The sequence below is a fragment of the Kribbella sp. NPDC026611 genome, from assembly GCF_040638345.1.
Lineage (GTDB): Bacteria > Actinomycetota > Actinomycetes > Propionibacteriales > Kribbellaceae > Kribbella.
Genome location: NZ_JBEZYC010000006.1, coordinates 178,456 through 193,665, shown reverse-complemented (window position 1 = coordinate 193,665; position 15,210 = coordinate 178,456). Strand labels below are relative to the sequence as shown.

The window sequence follows — 15,210 nt, the reverse complement described above, 5'->3', positions numbered from 1 at the left end:
GTGCGGTGCCTCGGCGTGCTGGAGTGAAGGCCTCGATGTTTTTCCATCGTGGCCTTTGCTCCAGTGCGGCGAGGTGCCGTGCCGAGTGCAGCGCAGTAGGCGTGGGATTGGGAGACACACCCTAACTGACCCCGGTGTCCCGATCGGACTGGATCTCGGTCGCGGCCAGCGCGCGGTTGTAGATCCGGACGTCGTCGATCAGACCGCGCCAGCGCTCGTAGCTGCAGCCGCTGCAGGCGGACTGGCCGAAGACCAGAGCCTGCGTGTTGGGAACCGGCGCGAGGGTGGTGGTCGCGGTGAGGATGGCCGTGCCGTTGAGGTAGAGGGTGAACGTGTTCGCGCTGTCGTTGAAGACAGCGGCGAGGTGCGACCACTGGTTGAGCGGCAGGGTCGGTGTTCCGCTGACCCATTCCCGGCAGCCTCCGTTGCTGAAGCCGGAGGCGATCTGGTTGCCGGTCGTCTGCAACCAGTACGCGCACCCGCCGGTGACCTCCTTGATCAAGACGGTCTGGTATCCGCTCAGAGCGGTCGGCTTGACCCAGGCCTCGAGCGTGTAGCTGGAGCTGAAGCTGAACGAGGCCGAGTAGGGCACGGTCACGTTGCCCGAGGAGCCGTTGAAGGACAGGGCTCCGCCGTACTTGCCGGCCGTGCTCCTGGTGACACCCGCGCCGGACATCGTCCCGTTGTTGCCGGTGCCGGAGGTGTCGTTGACCGTCGTACCGGACGTCTCGTTGAAGCCCCACGCGCCGACCAGCCCGATCGGCACCTGCGTGGCGGTGTAGGTCGCCGTGTAGCTCTGGGCGGTCGCAGGCACCGTGATGGTGTGCAGCTGCGCACCACCGTCGGACCACGACGCGAACGTGTACGACGTACCGCCCACGATCTGGTTGCGCGCGTCGATCGTGTGGTTGAACCCGACCAGGGTGTCGTAGACGAACGGTGTCGTCTTGGCGATGCCGTCGAGGTAGAGCGTTCGTCCGCTCGGCACGGTGTCGAAGCTCAGGTTCACCTTGTCCGGCCAGATCGTGACCGACTGCGTCGCGGTGAGACCGGTGGAGTCGCGGACCGTCAGGGTGATCCGGTACCGGGTGTTGCCGCTGAAGTCGTGCCCGCTCGACGGGATCGTGAACGTGCCGCTGGTGACGCCGGCGATCGGCGTACCGGGATGGACGTGACCGTCGTGCAGGAAGTCGATGTTCCAGGTGTAGGCGCTCGCGGGCAGCGCGCCGTCGTCGGGATCCGTGCCGTCGCCGCTGAATGTGATCACGTCCCCGGCGCGGAAGTGTGCACCGTCCGTCGGAGCGAGGACGGTTGCCGTCGGGACGCTGCCGGCGCTGATCGTGAGCGGGGTCGACAACGAGCTGTTCACCCCGTCTGACACCGTCAGCCGGACCTGGTACGCGCCGGCGGTGGTGTAGGTGTGGGCCGGATTCGCCTCGGTGGACGTCGTACCGTCGCCGAACGTCCACGAGTAGGTGAGCGGCTGCCCCTCGGGGTCGGACGAGCCGGCGCTGGAGAACGCGACGTCCAGCGGCGTCGGGCCGGACGTCGGGGTGGCCGAGGCGTTGACCACCGGCGCCTGGTTGTTCTGCACGTACTTGATCCGGCGGATCTTGCTCACGCCGAAGGTGCCGCTGTCGTCGGAGTACCCCAGGTCCGCGTAGTACAAGGCGCCGTCAGGTCCCTCGGCCAGGTAGACGATGTCGCCGTACGGTCCGTCCACCGAGCCGTCGGCCGGCTCGAAGTTGAAGGTGCCGCTCACCGCGCCGTTGGCGTCCAGGGTGAGGCCGCGAATCCAGTTCTGCGCGTAGTCGGCGTAGAAGTACGCACCACGGTACGCCGCCGGGAACGCGGTGCCATGGTAGACGAAGCCCCCCGTGACCGCGGCGTCGCGGCCGGAATGCGGGTACCACAGCAACGGGCTGGTGCAGGGCGCGGCGCACGGACCTTCGGTGGCGGGCCAGCCGTAGTTCGCACCGCGGACGCCCAGGTTGATCTCTTCCTTCGAGGTGGACGGATCGTTGCCGCCGACATCGCCGATGAAGTACCGGCCGGTCGGCGGGTCGTAGTACGCCCGGTACGGGTTGCGCAGGCCGCGGGCCCAGATCGAGTCGACGTTCGGTCCGGCACCGTCGTAGAACGGGTTGTCCGTCGGCACGGTGCCGTCGGAGTTGATCCGGTGCACCTTGCCGCGCGGGCTGGTGAGCAGCGGCGCGGCCGACGGGTCGAAGTGCTCGCCGGTTGTGAACAGGAGCTTGCCGTCGTTGTCGAAGTTCAGCGCGCCGCCGTGGTGCTCGGCGTTCGCGGTCTGCGGATCCTCGTACAGCACGAACTCGCTGCCCGGCACCGTGCCGTCCAGTGCGGCGTTCGCGGTGAACCGGGACACCCGGTCGTGGTTCGGCGATCCCAAGGTGTAGAAGACGTAGTAGTAATGGTTCGTCGTGAACGCAGGGTCGAGCACGAGGTCGTAGATGCCCTGCTGCACCCCGGCCTGGCCGATGTTCGTGATCTGCAGGAACAGCGTCGGACTCGGCGTCGTGTACGGCGGCGGCAGCACCTTGATCCGGCCCTGCAGCTCCGCGACGAGCATGCGGCCGTCGGGCAGGAACTCGAAGGTCGTCGGCAGGTCGAACCCGGTCGCCAGGATCTCGTTCTGGAAGTAGTTCGTGTTCGAGACGTTCACGTTGACGACGGCAGAGGTCGTCGTGTTGCCGGTCGCGTCCCGGGCCCGGGCCGCCAGGGTGTGCGCACCGTTGCCGACCGTGCGGGAGTCCCAGACCAGCGCGTACGGCGCCGCGGTGTCCTCGGGCCCGTTCGCGGCGCCGTCGACGAGGAACTGGACGCCGGCCACGCGATCGTTGTCGGCTGCATCCGCCGAAACCGTGACGATGTCGCTGACCGACGCGTTGTTCGCCGGTGCGGTGACGGCCACGGTCGGCGGGATGGTGTCAGCCGGCGTCGAGTCGCTCTTGAACGCCACCAAGTGCATCACCCAACCGGTACCGGTCTGGCCGGCGGTCGCACTGTACGGGCCTGAACTGCTGACGACCCGGTCCTCGGTCCGGTTGCCGAAGCTGGTGAGCCGGGCGGTGAACCCGCTGCCGGTCGTGTTCACCTTGCTGGTGGACGCGCCCGCGCCGAAGATCAGGTCCGACGGTTTGGTGGTGGTCGCCGTACCGCTGCTCATGGCGCTCGCGGTGCCGACCGCGGCGGCCGTGACGTCCAGCGGATTGGACTTGTCCAGGCCCGAGTACTCGTGGATGTACAGATCCGCCCACGCGGTGATGGCGGTGGAGAACGTGGCCGTCACCGTGTTCGTACCGGCCGCGATGCTCTTCGCGTAGAACACCTGCGAGCTCCAGGTGTTGTTGTTCCACCGCGTCACCGGGGCCGCGGCGGCGTACGCGTTGCCTCGGCTGTCGGACAGCGTCACCGACGCGTTCGTGTTCCAGATCAGGTACACCGCGATCAGGTTCCCGCCCGTGTTGGCGGACGAGAACGCCAGGCTGTCCACAGTGCCAGAGGTGACTTCCTTGGCCCGGCCCTGGGCGTACGCCGGTGCAGCCGCGACGGCCGGACCGGACGTCACCAGTAGACCCACAGCGGCCAGCGCGAGCGCCAGCAGGATCCCGAACGGCTTGCTGACACGACGACGTACCATTTGCCCCACCCCCTGCGCACCACGCTCCCCCGCGTGCCGCCCCTGGGTGCAGTCTGATCCGATCGGATCACCGCGGCAAGGGGGGCGAGATGGTCGAACGTTTGATCGTCAGAGGTCGAAGGTCGCGTCCGGCGTGGCCACCTCTACCGGGCCGGGGAAGGTGCGGCGGGCGTTCTCGGCCTGGGTGGCTCGGTCGTACCACGGCGGAACGTGGGTGATGACGAGGCGTTTGGCGCCGGCCTTCTTCGCGTGTTCGCCGGCGTCGGCCGGGGTCAGGTGCAGGTCGGTGGGGTTGTCCGGATCGTTGTCGACCAGCGCGGCCTCCGACAGCAACAGATCGGCCCCGCGGGCGAGGTCGACGAGGGCGTCGTTGGGCCCGGTGTCCCCGGTGTACACGAGGGATCTGTTGCCGTACTCAACCCGGATCGCGTACGCCGGCACCGGGTGCACCATCTGCGCGGTCCGGACCGTGAACGGCCCGACGGTCTGAGAGTCCTGCCAGACGTGGAATTCGAGCTCCTCCTCCATCCCGGGATCGAGCGGGAGGTCGTACGCCAGCGCCATCCGGTACGCCGCCCCGGGCGGCGCGTAGACCGGGATCCGCGGGATCGGCGACCCGGGTGCGTACTTCGCCGCGACGTACAGCCCGCACAGGTCCATGCAATGGTCAGGATGCAAGTGGGACAGGCCGATCGCGCCGATCTCCGGTACCGCGACATGCCGTTGGAGCGAGCCGAGTGAGCCACTGCCCAGGTCCAGGACGAGGTTGAAACCGTCGGCGGTGACCAGATAGCTCGAGGCGGCCGAGTCCGGGCCGGGTACGGACCCGGAGCAACCGATCACGGTGAGCTTCATACTTCGAACAGTACCGGCGAGTCCGCGGGTTCGCAGGACCCCGACGCGTCGATCGGGTTACCAGGCAGGCGATCCGCCGCCGACCGGTGCCTTCGACAACATCCGCGGTGCGACCCAGATCACACCGGAGTCAGCGCACCCACGCGAACTGGTCGACCTTGGACAGCACCGGCCCCAGGAACCGCGACCCGATCGACGCGAAGTCCGCCGGGTTGCCGGTGGTCACGAATCGGTGCGCGGGCGTCGGCAGATCGTCGGGCCGCAGCAGACCAGTCTTGGTCAGCACGCTGTAGACGTCCTTCGCACACTCGTCGGCGCTGCTGACCAGGGTGACGTTGTCACCCATCACGTACGAGATCACGCCGGTCAGCAACGGGTAGTGCGTGCAGCCGAGGATCAACGTGTCCACCTCGGCCTCGACCAGCGGATCGAGGTACTCGTGCGCCGCCTCCAGCAGCTCCGGCCCCGACGTCACCCCGGCCTCCACGAACGGCACGAACTTCGCGCACACCTGCGTGAACAGCTCCACCTGCGGCGCCGCCGCGAACCCGTCCTCGTAGGCCAGCGACTGTGCCGTCGCCTTGGTGCAGATCACACCGACGCGCTGGTTCCGCGTCGCGGCAACGGCCCGGCGCGCGGCCGGCAGGATCACCTCGACCACGGGTACGTCGTATCGCTCGCGGGCGTCGCGCAGCATCGCGGCGCTGGCCGAGTTGCACGCGATCACGAGCATCTTCACGCCGGCCTCGACCAGGTGGTCCAGGCACTCCAGCGAGTACTCGCGGACCTCGGCGATCGGCTTCGGCCCGTACGGCTGGCGGGCGGTGTCACCGAGGTACAGGATCGGTTCGTGCGGCAACTGGTCCAGAACCGCGCGGGCGACGGTGAGTCCCCCGAAGCCTGAGTCGAAGATCCCCACCGGTGCGTCTGCCACGGGAAAAGCTTATACAAGTCTGTTTCCGGGCAGTTGCGAAGGGAGCCTTACCTAACCACGGGGAACGACACGCCGGAGTTGTCCACATCTTTACGTTATGGAATTGCCTTTTCACGTGATGCAGGCCACTCTGGAGCGATGTTTGTTCGACCGCCCCTCGTGATGCCATGAGCCTGGCGCACCACATCGCGGTGCTGATCAGCACCACCGCAGGACCAACTCCACAGCCCGACCACGTGACTGCCGCAGGGCAGGCGGCGAGTCAGGCCACGGAGACCAACACGAGCACCGCGGCGAGTGTCGCGTCGGCCATCGGGCCGACCGGGATGATGCTGCTGGTGCTGATGGCGGCGTTCGTGTTGTACGTCGTCTCGCTGTCGCTGCACCCGAACGCGAAGTGCGGTCGGTGCAAGGGTGCCGGCCGGCACCACGGCAGCCTGTTCAGCTACGCCCAGCGCCCGTGCAGCAGCTGCAAGGGCCGCGGCGTCCACCCGCGGATCGGCCGCCGGATCCTGTTCAAGGAACCGTAGGCCGGCCCCACCACAAAAGAATGCCCTGAGCAACAAGCTGGGCAGTGATCGGACCGGCCCTCCGCCCGCCGGACCGGTTCACCCCCGGCACACCCCGCTGCACCCTCACGCCCGGCAGGCAGTTGCCGGACCAGCAACTCGCTCAGGCCCAGAGCTGGCCCTCGAGGCGGTCTTCGGCCTCGTCGATGGTGCCCTCGTAGGCGCCGGTCGACAGGTACTTCCAGCCGCCGTCCGCGACCACGAACGCGATGTCCGCGGACTCCCCGTCCTTGACGCACTTCGCCGCCTGACCGAGCGCCGCGTGCAGGATCGCCCCGGTGGAAATGCCCGCGAAGATGCCTTCGTTGTCGAGCAGTTCACGGACCCGCCGGACGGCGTCCCGCGGTCCGACCGAGAAGCGCGCGTCGATCAGCGACGCGTCGTACAGCTCCGGGACGAAGCCCTCGTCGAGGTTGCGCAGGCCGTAGACGAGCTCGCCGTACCGCGGCTCGGCCGCCACGATCCGCACCTCGGGCTTGTGCTCCCGGAAGAACCGCCCGGCGCCCATCAGCGTGCCGGTGGTGCCGAGGCCGGCGACGAAGTGCGTGATCGACGGGAGGTCGTCGAGGATCTCCCGCGCGGTGCCGTCGTAGTGGGCGAGCGCGTTGGACGGGTTGCCGTACTGGTACAGCATCACCCAGTCGGGGTGGTCCTCGGCGACCTGCTTCGCCACCCGGACCGCTTCGTTGGACCCACCCGCAGCGGGCGAGGAGATGATCTCCGCGCCCCACATCCGCAGGATCTGGCGGCGCTCCTCGGAGGTGTTCTCCGGCAGCACGCAGACCATCCGGTAGCCGCGGAGCTTGGCCGCCATCGCCAGCGAGATGCCGGTGTTGCCGGAGGTCGGCTCGAGGATCGTGTTGCCCGGCCGGAGCCGGCCGTCCTTCTCCGCGTCCAGCAGCATCCGCAGCGCCGCGCGGTCCTTGATCGAGCCGGTCGGGTTGTGGTCCTCGAGCTTCGCCCACAGCCGTACGTCGGCCGACGGCGACAGCCGGGGCAGCCCGACGAGCGGAGTACCGCCGACCGAGTCGAGCAGGCTGTCGAAACGCATCCGTTCAGTCCTTCCGGCGAGTCGGGGGCTCAGCCGCCGGCGACCGCGGGCAGCACGACGACGACGTCGCCGTCCTTGACCTCGGTCTTCAGGCCGCCGGTGAACCGGACGTCCTCGTCGTTCACGTACACGTTCACGAACCGGCGCAGCTCCTCCGGCTCACCCTCCACGATGCGCTCCTTGAGGCCCGGATGGTTCCCGTTCACGTTGTCGATGAACTCGGCCAGGGTCGCGCCGGCGCCGTCGACCGCCTTCTCGCCACCGGTGTAGGTGCGCAGGATCGTCGGCACGCGCAGCTCGATCGCCATATCAGTGCTCTCCTTCTGAGGTTTCTCCATAGGAACCAACCACGCGTACTTCTTCTTCCGTGACCTCGCCGTCGACGATCCGGTACGAGCGGAACTCGACCGGCCCGTCGTACGCCGGGGAGTCCGCGCCGTCCCGGGTCGACACCAGCACGTAGTGCGCGCCGGGCTCCTGGGCGAGGGTGATGTCGGTCCGCGACGGGTACGCCTCGGTGGCGGTGTGCGAGTGGTAGATCACCACCGGCTCCTCGTCGCGCTCACCCATCTCCTTGTAGAGCCGGAGCAGGTCGCCCGAGTCGAATTCGTAGAACGTCGGCGACATCGCCGCGTTCAGCATCGGGATGAACCGGGTGGCCCGATCCGATCCTTCCGCCCCCGCGACCACGCCGCACGCCTCGTCCGGGTGATCCTTCCGGGCGTGCGCGACGATCGCGTCGTACGTCGCCTTCTCGATGACCAGCACGCCTCCACGGTACGGCGGCCGCGTGACCGGCCCCGCCAACCGCGGGGTCGGTCCACGATGCGGACAGTTACCAGCGGTCGTGGATCTGGGGACGGATCAGCTCGTCGTAGATCTCGCGGACCGCGGTGAGCTGGTCCTCGGTGAGCGGGGCGAGCGTGGCGGCGGCGATGTTGCCGGCGACCTGCTCGGGGTTGCGGGCACCAGGGATGACGACCGAGACGCCGGGCTGGTCGAGGATCCAGCGGAGCGCGAACTGGGCCATCGTGGCGCCGGCCGGGAGCCATGGCATCAGCCGGCGGACGGCCTCCAGGCCGGTGCTGAAGTCGATCCCGGAGAAGGTCTCGCCGACGTCGAAGGCTTCGCCGTGCCGGTTGTACGTGCGGTGGTCGTCGGCGCCGAAGACGGTGTTCTCGTCGTACTTCCCGGAGAGCAGCCCGCTGGCGAGCGGGACGCGGGCGATGATGCCGACGCCGGCTTCCCGGGCCGCCGGAAGGACCTCGTCGAGGGGCTTCAGGCGGAACGCGTTCAGGATGATCTGGACGGAGGCGACGTTCGGGCGCGCGATCGCGGTGAGCGCCTCGGCGCAGGTCTCGACGCTGACGCCGTACGCCGCGATCCGGCCCGCGTCGACCATCGCGTCGAGGTCGTCGAACACCGCGTCGGTCGCGTAGACCGGGGTCGGCGGGCAGTGCAGCTGGACGAGGTCGATCGTGTCGACGCCGAGGTTGGTCCGGGAGCGGTCGTTCCAGGCGCGGAAGTTGGCCGGGTTGTAGTTCTCCGGGACCTGCTCGACCCGGCGGCCCATCTTGGTCGCCACGGTCAGGCCGTCGTACGCCTTCAGGACCTGGCCGACGAGCCGCTCGCTGCGGCCGTCGCCGTACACGTCCGCGGTGTCGATGAAGGTCACGCCGCCCTCGACGGCGGTCCGGAGTACGGCGAGCGCGTCGCTCTCGTCCACCGAACCCCAGTCGGCGCCCAACTGCCACGCACCGAGCCCGACAACTCCGACATCACGACCGGTCCGGCCAAGCGTTCGCGTCTCCATGCCGCAACCCTAAGCAGTCACGCTGACCGTCAGCTCGCCGCCCTCGGTCAGTTGCAGGTCGGTCGCCAGCGTCTCGCCCATGATCAGCTCACGGTGAGTCTGAACCGCGGCCGCGGTGGTCGCGTCGGCGGACACCGTCACCCGGACCCGATCGGTCACCTCGAAGCCCGCATCCCGCCGCGCCTGCTGAACCGCCCGCACGACGTCCCGCGCAATCCCTTCAGCTTGGAGCTCTGGTGTGATGGTCGTGTCAAGCACCACGAAACCACCGCCGGGGAGCAGTCCACTCGCCTCGTGCCCATCCGCGAGCGTGGTCTCCAGTGTGTACTCGCCGTCCTGCAACTCGATGCCTCCAGCAACCACTACTCCGTCGGTGACGGACCAGTCCCCGGCTTTGGACGCCTTGATCACCTGCTGGACATCCCGCCCGAGCCGCGGGCCCGCCGCCCTGGCGTTGACAGTCAGCCGCTGAGATACCTCCGCGTGCTCGGCACTCAGCACGACGTTGCGGACGTTGACCTCCGCGGCGATCAACGGGGTGAGCGCGGTCAGAGCCGTCGTTCGACCGCCCGGTCCCGGTGATCGACGTCCGTCGCCACAGTCAGGCTGCGGAGCGGCTGGCGAGCCCGAATCCCCACCGCCTTCCGAATCGATGACGCCACCGAACACACCTCCCGAGCGGCATCCATCTGTTTGATGAGTCCTGGGTCTGCGGGGAGGTCCGTTGGGGTAGGCCATTCGGCCAGATGCACAGAGCGGTCACCGGTAAGACCACGCCAGATGTTCTCGGTGACCAGCGGCAACAGCGGCGCCGCCGTACGGCACAGCACTTCGAGGACTGTGTAGAGCGTGTTGATCGCGTCCTGGGATCCGGTCCAGAAGCGGTCCCGCGAGCGACGGATGTACCAGTTGGTGAGGACGTCGAGATAGCCCTGGACTGCATCGCAAGCCGTGGCGATGTCGTAGCGGTCGAGCGCAGCCTGGGTGTTTGTCACCAAACTCTCCAGCCGAGCGAGGATGTAGCGATCCAGCACGTGCGGGGAGTCAGGCGACCAGGAGCCCGTCGTGCCAGATGCGTTGGCGTACAGCGTGAAGAACGACCACGCGTTCCACAGCGGCAGCAGGACCTGGCGGACGCCGTCGCGGATGGCGGATTCGGTGACGACGAGGTTGCCGCCGCGCAGGATCGGGCTCGACATCAGGAACCAGCGCATCGCGTCGGCGCCGTCGCGGTCGAACACCTCCGAGACGTCCGGGTAGTTGCGCAGCGACTTGCTCATCTTCTGCCCGTCGTTGCCGAGCACGATGCCGTGACTCAGGCAGGACGAGAACGCCGGCCGGTCGAACAAGGCCGTCGCCAGGATGTGCAGGGTGTAGAACCAGCCGCGCGTCTGCCCGATGTACTCGACGATGAAGTCGCCCGGGAAGTGGCTCTCGAACCAGTCCTCGTTCTCGAACGGGTAGTGCACCTGGGCGAAGCTCATCGACCCGGAGTCGAACCACACGTCCAGCACGTCCGGCACCCGGCGCATCGTCGATCGCCCGGTCGGGTCGTCCGGGTTCGGCCGGGTGAGCTCGTCGACGTACGGCCGGTGCAGGTCGGTCAGCCGGACGCCGAAGTCCCGCTCCAGCTCCGCGATCGAGCCGTAGACGTCGACCCGCGGGTACGCCGGATCGTCCGACCGCCAGACCGGGATCGGCGAACCCCAGAACCGGTTCCGGCTGATCGACCAGTCCCGCGCGTTCGACAACCACTTGCCGAACTGACCGTGCTTCACGTGCTCCGGCACCCAGGTGATCTGCTCGTTCAGCTCGACCATCCGGTCGCGGATCCGCGTCACCTCGACGAACCAGCTCGACACCGCCTTGTAGATCAGGGGATGCCGGCACCGCCAGCAGTGCGGGTAGCTGTGTACGTAGCTGTCCTCCCGCACGAGGTTGCCGGCGGCCCGGAGATCGCGGATGATCGGCCGGTTCGCCTCGAAGACGTGCATTCCAAGGTAGGGCGGCACGACGGACGTGAATCGGGCGCCGTCGTCGATGGTCAGGATCGTGGGGATCCCGACGGCGTCACAGGCGAGCTGGTCCTCTTCGCCGTACGCCGGCGCCAGGTGCACCACGCCCGTACCGTCGTCGGTGGTGACGTGATCGGCCGCGATCACTTGGAACGCGTTCGGCGTACCTTCCAGGAAGTCGAACAGCGGGGCGTAGCGGCGGCCGATCAGGTCGGCGCCCTTCATCCTGCGCACCACGTCGGTATACCCGTAGGCGTCGAGCCGGGCCTCGGCCAGAATCGTCTCCCGACCGTCGAGCTCGACCACTGCGTAGTCCACCTCTGGCCCGACCGCCATCGCGAGGTTGCTGGGGAGGGTCCAGGGAGTGGTGGTCCAGGCGAGCAGCCGCTCGCCTGTCTCCAGCTCCACCGCGATCGTCACGGAGGGGTCCTGCCGCGGCTGGTACACGTCGTCGTCCATCCGCAACTCATGGTTGGACAGCGGGGTCTCGTCGTTCCAGCAGTACGGCAGGACTCGAAGCCCTTCGTACACCAGGCCCTTGTCGTACAGCGTCTTGAACGCCCAGATCACCGACTCCATGTAGTCGACGTTGAGCGTCTTGTAGTCATGCTCGAAATCGACCCACCGCGCCTGCCGGGTGACGTACGCCCGCCACTCGTCCGCATACTTCAGCACCGACGCCCGGCAAGCAGCATTGAACTCCTCGATCCCCAGCGCGAGAATCTCGGCCTTCGTCTTCAGCCCCAGCACCCGCTGAGCCTCCAACTCAGCCGGCAACCCATGCGTGTCCCACCCGAACCGCCGCTCGACCCGAAATCCCCGCATGGTTCGGTACCGCGGCACGACATCCTTCACGTACCCGGTCAGCAAGTGCCCGTAGTGCGGCAACCCATTGGCAAACGGCGGCCCGTCGTAGAAGACGAACTCCTCGGCGCCCGTCAACGACGCCCGAAACGTCCCGTCCCGCTCCCAGTACGCGAGCACCCCACGCTCGACCTCCGGGAAATCCGGCACCCCAACCCTCGGATAACTCACCCACCGCATGCTATGCGGCCGTCACCCGGCATCAGCCCGCTTTGCGCCAATCACCACACCGCGCAGTCTCGAACGCCTTGTCCGACTTCTTGATCGTCACGGTCTGCGGGCCGTTGCTGATGTTGTTCGCAAGAATCGAGTCGATACCGCCCGACAGGTTCGCCAGCCGAGCCCAGTAGCACCCCTCGCCACCGGCCGTCTTGTACTTCCCTGGCTTGATATCGACCCCGACCTCGTACGTCCCGTCCCCCGACATCACCACCGCCGCCTGCGGCGGCTGCGCAGTCACAGTCTTGGCCGGCGGCGCAGGCTTGGTCACCGTCACCGGCGGCGCAGTAACCGTCACCGGCGGCGCCGCAGGCCCCGCAACCGGCGCAGTAACAGTCACCGTCGCCGCGGGCGACCCCGCAGCGGCCGGGTCACTCCCCGCCCCTGCGTTACCAATGGCGGCACCGACCGCGAACACAGCCAACCCACCCAACACACTCCAGCCAATACGCACACCCCGCCCCGACGGCTTCTTCCCCGCCCCGCCAGCAACCGCCTGCCTCGCCGACTGCGGCTCCTGATAAGGCGGCTGCTGCTGGTACTGCGGTTGTTGCTGGTACTGCGGCTGCTGGTACTGCGGCTGCTGGTACTGCGGCTGCTGCGGATCACGCCCGTACGGCTGCTGCGGCGGCGGGTATTGCGGATATTGCTGAGACATGGCAGTTCCTCCCCCTGGTCCCCGAGCCCCCCTCGAGATCCGCCAGCAAGCTAACCCTCAGCGAAGACCGACACCACCCCCAACCCAACGGAAAGTAACTCTGACCATCATTTCGTTACAATCCGCAACCGTCAGTCGTCGATCGCCTGGTAGACGCTGGTCCAGAAGTCCTTCTGCAGCGGCAACTGCGGGTCACCCGCGTGCGCCCGCTGCAGGATCAAGATCGCCGTCAGGTCCTCGGCCGGATCGTTGTACCAGGAGGTGCCGAAGAAGCCGTTCCAGCCGTAGCTTCCGGCGGAGGGGCCGAGATGTGTGCGGTCGGTGACGACCCCCACTCCGAAACCCCAGCTCGTGGTGTCGAAGTACCCCGGTCTGAAGCCCGAGACCGCCCGCTGTGCCGGAGTCAGGTGATCGCTGGTCATCAGCGTGACCGACGGCCGCGAGAGCACCCGCTCGCCCCGATAGGTGCCACCTGCGAGCAGCATCGACGCGAACGCGAGGTAGTCGTCGGCGGTCGAGACGAGCCCGCCGCCACCATCTTCGAGCGTCGGCGGAACGCTCCACCGCCCGTCGGGGTGGTCTGCGACGACCGCCTCGCCTGTCGGGGCGCTGTCGCGCTCGTACGCTGTCGCCATCCGGTCGAGGCGGTCCGCGCTCACGCTGAAGGCGGTGTCCTTCATCCCGAGCGGCTCGAAAAGCCGTTCCTGCAAGGCCTGCCCGAACGACCTGCCGGTGGCCCGTGCGATGAGCGCACCTGTCACGACGGAGCCTGTCTGGTACAGCCACCGTTCACCCGGCTGATGAACCAGCGGGAGCGCACCGAGCCGACCCACCCACTCGTCCAGCGGCGCATCCTCCAGTTCCAGCGCATCGGCGATCGGGACGGTTCCCGGCTCGGCCGGGACCACGCCGGAGCCGAAGGTGAACGTCAGCAGATCTCGCAAGGTGACCGCCCGCGCAGCCGGCACGGTGTCCTCAAGCGGCCCGCCGGGATCGGCGAGCACCCGCATGTCCGCCAGCTCCGGCAGAAACTCGTCGACCGGGTCGTCAAGCCGCAGCGTGCAGTCCTCAACCAACGTCATCGCACACGCCGCCACAATCGGCTTCGTCATCGACGTCATCCGAACGATCGTGTCCCCCGCCATCGGCACCGTCGAGCCCGCACCCTCGAACGCAAGAGCCCCCGTCGCCTCAACATGCACGTCCCCACGCCGCGCAAGAACAGCCAAAACACCCGGCACAAACCCACCATCAAGCTGCCGCTCGAGCACCCCCCGCACCCGCCCCAACCGCCTCAACGAAAACCCACCAATGGTCACGACCTACTCCACATCCTGTCGGCGTCCGCACGCCGACCCAGCCGCCCGCGCACCGCACCGAGGCTACTGGCAGCAGCCGACAGCCACTCCCCACGAGCACGCGCAACCGACCGGAGCCGATGCCCTTCGCAGTTCACCAATCCACAACCACCCACCTCGGCACGTCACCCCCGAGTCGCGCACCCACTGAAATCAGCCGCCGAAGAGGGCGTCCACAGTCCTCCGCATCCACTGCGGCCCCAACCACTGCCCTGACTGTCCACACCCACCTCCGCCGCCCACCTCCGCGCCACACCACAAGCCGCGCCCGCGCTGGAGGCGCCAATAGTCAGCCGCCGCCGGAGGCGGTGTCCTTTGGGCGGTGTCCCCGGGGTTTAGCGGATGTTGTGGAGGAGGGCTGATTGGAGGTAGCCGAGCCAGTCGTACAGGTCGTAGGTGAGGCGGCGGGGGTCGTCTTCGGGGAGTTTTTCCCAGGTGGTGTAGTCGTCTTCGTCTTTGATGTCGAGGCGGGTGCCGATGGCCAGGCGGAGGTCGTTCAACGCCCGCAGCCAGGAGAGTTGTTCGTCGGGCTCCAGGGCGATCTCGTCGGCGCCCGACTCCTCCAGCGCCGACAGGACACGCTTCGCGTCCGTCACCTTCCCCTCGCGGAGCCCCCGCTCGGTGAAGCGCCGGAACTCCGACGACGCCATGTCGTCGGCCTTGTAGGCGTCCGGCAGCAGCCGCTGAAGCACCACATCCTCGGGCGGCGACGTCGGGCCGTCCGAGTCGAGCAGGTCGGCGAGCGGGTCCGAGGATGCGGCGGCGCGCGGCGGCATGCCGTCGTACAGGAGCTCGACCAGGTTGCGGAGGAGGTTCGCCAGGATGTCCGCCTCGTGCTCGGCGAAGCTGACGACGACGGTCTTGCGGCGCTTCCGGAAGCGGGTCACGACTTCTCGCAGGTGGCCCAGAGGCCGTAGGAGTGCATGGCTTCGACGTCGCGTTCCATCGCCTCGCGGTTGCCGTTCGAGACCGCCGACTTGCCCTCTTGGTGGACCTGCAGCATCAGCTTCTCCGCCTTCTCCTTGGAGTAGCCGAAGTACGTCTGGAACACGAACGTGACGTAGTCCATCAGGTTGACCGGATCGTTCCAGACGATGGTCACCCAGGGTGGGCTCAGCTTGATCGCCTCGTCGACCTCGGGGCTCTCGAGCTCGCTTGGTGCGGTGGTCACTCGTCCATTCTCTCCATCATCGGTCCGCGTCTCGCAATAGGC

Annotated in this window: 14 protein-coding genes; 1 reads left to right on the top strand and 13 read right to left on the bottom strand. The window is 67.9% G+C overall.

The features are described 5' to 3' along the window. Positions 1-121 precede the first annotated feature (121 nt). From AB0E69_RS25175 to murI, 3 genes are all read right to left on the bottom strand, one after another. The gene (locus AB0E69_RS25175; protein WP_360150662.1) at positions 122-3,661 is read right to left on the bottom strand and encodes a PQQ-dependent sugar dehydrogenase; all 3,540 of its coding nucleotides are present in this window, start codon (positions 3,659-3,661) and stop codon (positions 122-124) included. 108 nt (positions 3,662-3,769) lie between these two features. After that, positions 3,770-4,516: an MBL fold metallo-hydrolase gene (locus AB0E69_RS25170; RefSeq protein WP_360150660.1), complete on the bottom strand. Its 747-nt coding sequence runs from the start codon at positions 4,514-4,516 to the stop codon at positions 3,770-3,772. 130 nt (positions 4,517-4,646) lie between these two features. After that, complete coding sequence (gene murI / locus AB0E69_RS25165) at positions 4,647-5,450, bottom strand: glutamate racemase (RefSeq protein ID WP_360150657.1); 804 nt, start codon at positions 5,448-5,450, stop codon at positions 4,647-4,649. A 167-nt stretch (positions 5,451-5,617) separates the two neighbouring features. On the opposite strand from murI, the gene AB0E69_RS25160 reads away from it, so the two are divergent. Next, positions 5,618-5,980, top strand: coding sequence for a hypothetical protein (locus AB0E69_RS25160; RefSeq protein WP_360150654.1), 363 nt, complete (start codon positions 5,618-5,620; stop codon positions 5,978-5,980). Between the two features lie 142 nt (positions 5,981-6,122). On the opposite strand, the gene AB0E69_RS25155 is transcribed toward AB0E69_RS25160, so the two are convergent. From AB0E69_RS25155 to clpS, 10 genes are all read right to left on the bottom strand, one after another. Continuing rightward, on the bottom strand, positions 6,123-7,070 hold the full coding sequence (locus AB0E69_RS25155; protein WP_360150651.1) for a cysteine synthase family protein: 948 nt from the start codon (positions 7,068-7,070) through the stop codon (positions 6,123-6,125). Positions 7,071-7,099: 29 nt separating this feature from the next. Continuing rightward, positions 7,100-7,378, bottom strand: a complete 279-nt coding sequence (locus AB0E69_RS25150; RefSeq protein ID WP_360150648.1) for a MoaD/ThiS family protein — start codon at positions 7,376-7,378, stop codon at positions 7,100-7,102. Position 7,379: 1 nt separating this feature from the next. Further along, positions 7,380-7,838 (bottom strand): M67 family metallopeptidase, encoded by a 459-nt coding sequence (locus AB0E69_RS25145; RefSeq protein ID WP_360150645.1) that lies wholly within the window; start codon positions 7,836-7,838, stop codon positions 7,380-7,382. 67 nt (positions 7,839-7,905) lie between these two features. Beyond that, positions 7,906-8,883: an aldo/keto reductase gene (locus AB0E69_RS25140; protein ID WP_360150642.1), complete on the bottom strand. Its 978-nt coding sequence runs from the start codon at positions 8,881-8,883 to the stop codon at positions 7,906-7,908. Positions 8,884-8,892: 9 nt separating this feature from the next. Continuing rightward, positions 8,893-9,417 (bottom strand): DUF5915 domain-containing protein, encoded by a 525-nt coding sequence (locus AB0E69_RS25135; RefSeq protein WP_360150639.1) that lies wholly within the window; start codon positions 9,415-9,417, stop codon positions 8,893-8,895. Between the two features lie 14 nt (positions 9,418-9,431). After that, positions 9,432-11,933, bottom strand: a complete 2,502-nt coding sequence (ileS, locus tag AB0E69_RS25130) for an isoleucine--tRNA ligase (RefSeq protein WP_360150636.1) — start codon at positions 11,931-11,933, stop codon at positions 9,432-9,434. A gap of 31 nt (positions 11,934-11,964) precedes the next feature. Next, positions 11,965-12,639 (bottom strand): hypothetical protein, encoded by a 675-nt coding sequence (locus AB0E69_RS25125; protein ID WP_360150633.1) that lies wholly within the window; start codon positions 12,637-12,639, stop codon positions 11,965-11,967. Between the two features lie 131 nt (positions 12,640-12,770). Beyond that, on the bottom strand, positions 12,771-13,910 hold the full coding sequence (locus tag AB0E69_RS25120; protein WP_360150630.1) for a serine hydrolase domain-containing protein: 1,140 nt from the start codon (positions 13,908-13,910) through the stop codon (positions 12,771-12,773). 422 nt (positions 13,911-14,332) lie between these two features. Next, positions 14,333-14,884 carry a DUF2017 domain-containing protein gene (locus AB0E69_RS25115; protein WP_360150627.1) on the bottom strand — a complete coding sequence of 184 codons (552 nt, stop codon included), beginning with the start codon at positions 14,882-14,884 and terminating at the stop codon, positions 14,333-14,335. Beyond that, the gene (gene clpS, locus AB0E69_RS25110) at positions 14,881-15,168 is read right to left on the bottom strand and encodes an ATP-dependent Clp protease adapter ClpS (protein WP_360150624.1); all 288 of its coding nucleotides are present in this window, start codon (positions 15,166-15,168) and stop codon (positions 14,881-14,883) included. Before clpS ends, AB0E69_RS25115 begins: the two co-directional genes overlap by 4 nt. Positions 15,169-15,210 lie beyond the last annotated feature (42 nt).

Bases quoted from the DNA above. Each gene is read 5' to 3' on its own strand.
- AB0E69_RS25175 (WP_360150662.1), bottom strand. From the start codon at position 3,661: ATGGTACGTCGTCGTGTCAGCAAGCCGTTCGGGATCCTGCTGGCGCTC.
- AB0E69_RS25170 (WP_360150660.1), bottom strand. From the start codon at position 4,516: ATGAAGCTCACCGTGATCGGTTGCTCCGGGTCCGTACCCGGCCCGGAC.
- AB0E69_RS25160 (WP_360150654.1), top strand. From the start codon at position 5,618: ATGAGCCTGGCGCACCACATCGCGGTGCTGATCAGCACCACCGCAGGA.
- AB0E69_RS25155 (WP_360150651.1), bottom strand. From the start codon at position 7,070: ATGCGTTTCGACAGCCTGCTCGACTCGGTCGGCGGTACTCCGCTCGTC.
- AB0E69_RS25150 (WP_360150648.1), bottom strand. From the start codon at position 7,378: ATGGCGATCGAGCTGCGCGTGCCGACGATCCTGCGCACCTACACCGGT.
- AB0E69_RS25140 (WP_360150642.1), bottom strand. From the start codon at position 8,883: ATGGAGACGCGAACGCTTGGCCGGACCGGTCGTGATGTCGGAGTTGTC.
- AB0E69_RS25125 (WP_360150633.1), bottom strand. From the start codon at position 12,639: ATGTCTCAGCAATATCCGCAATACCCGCCGCCGCAGCAGCCGTACGGG.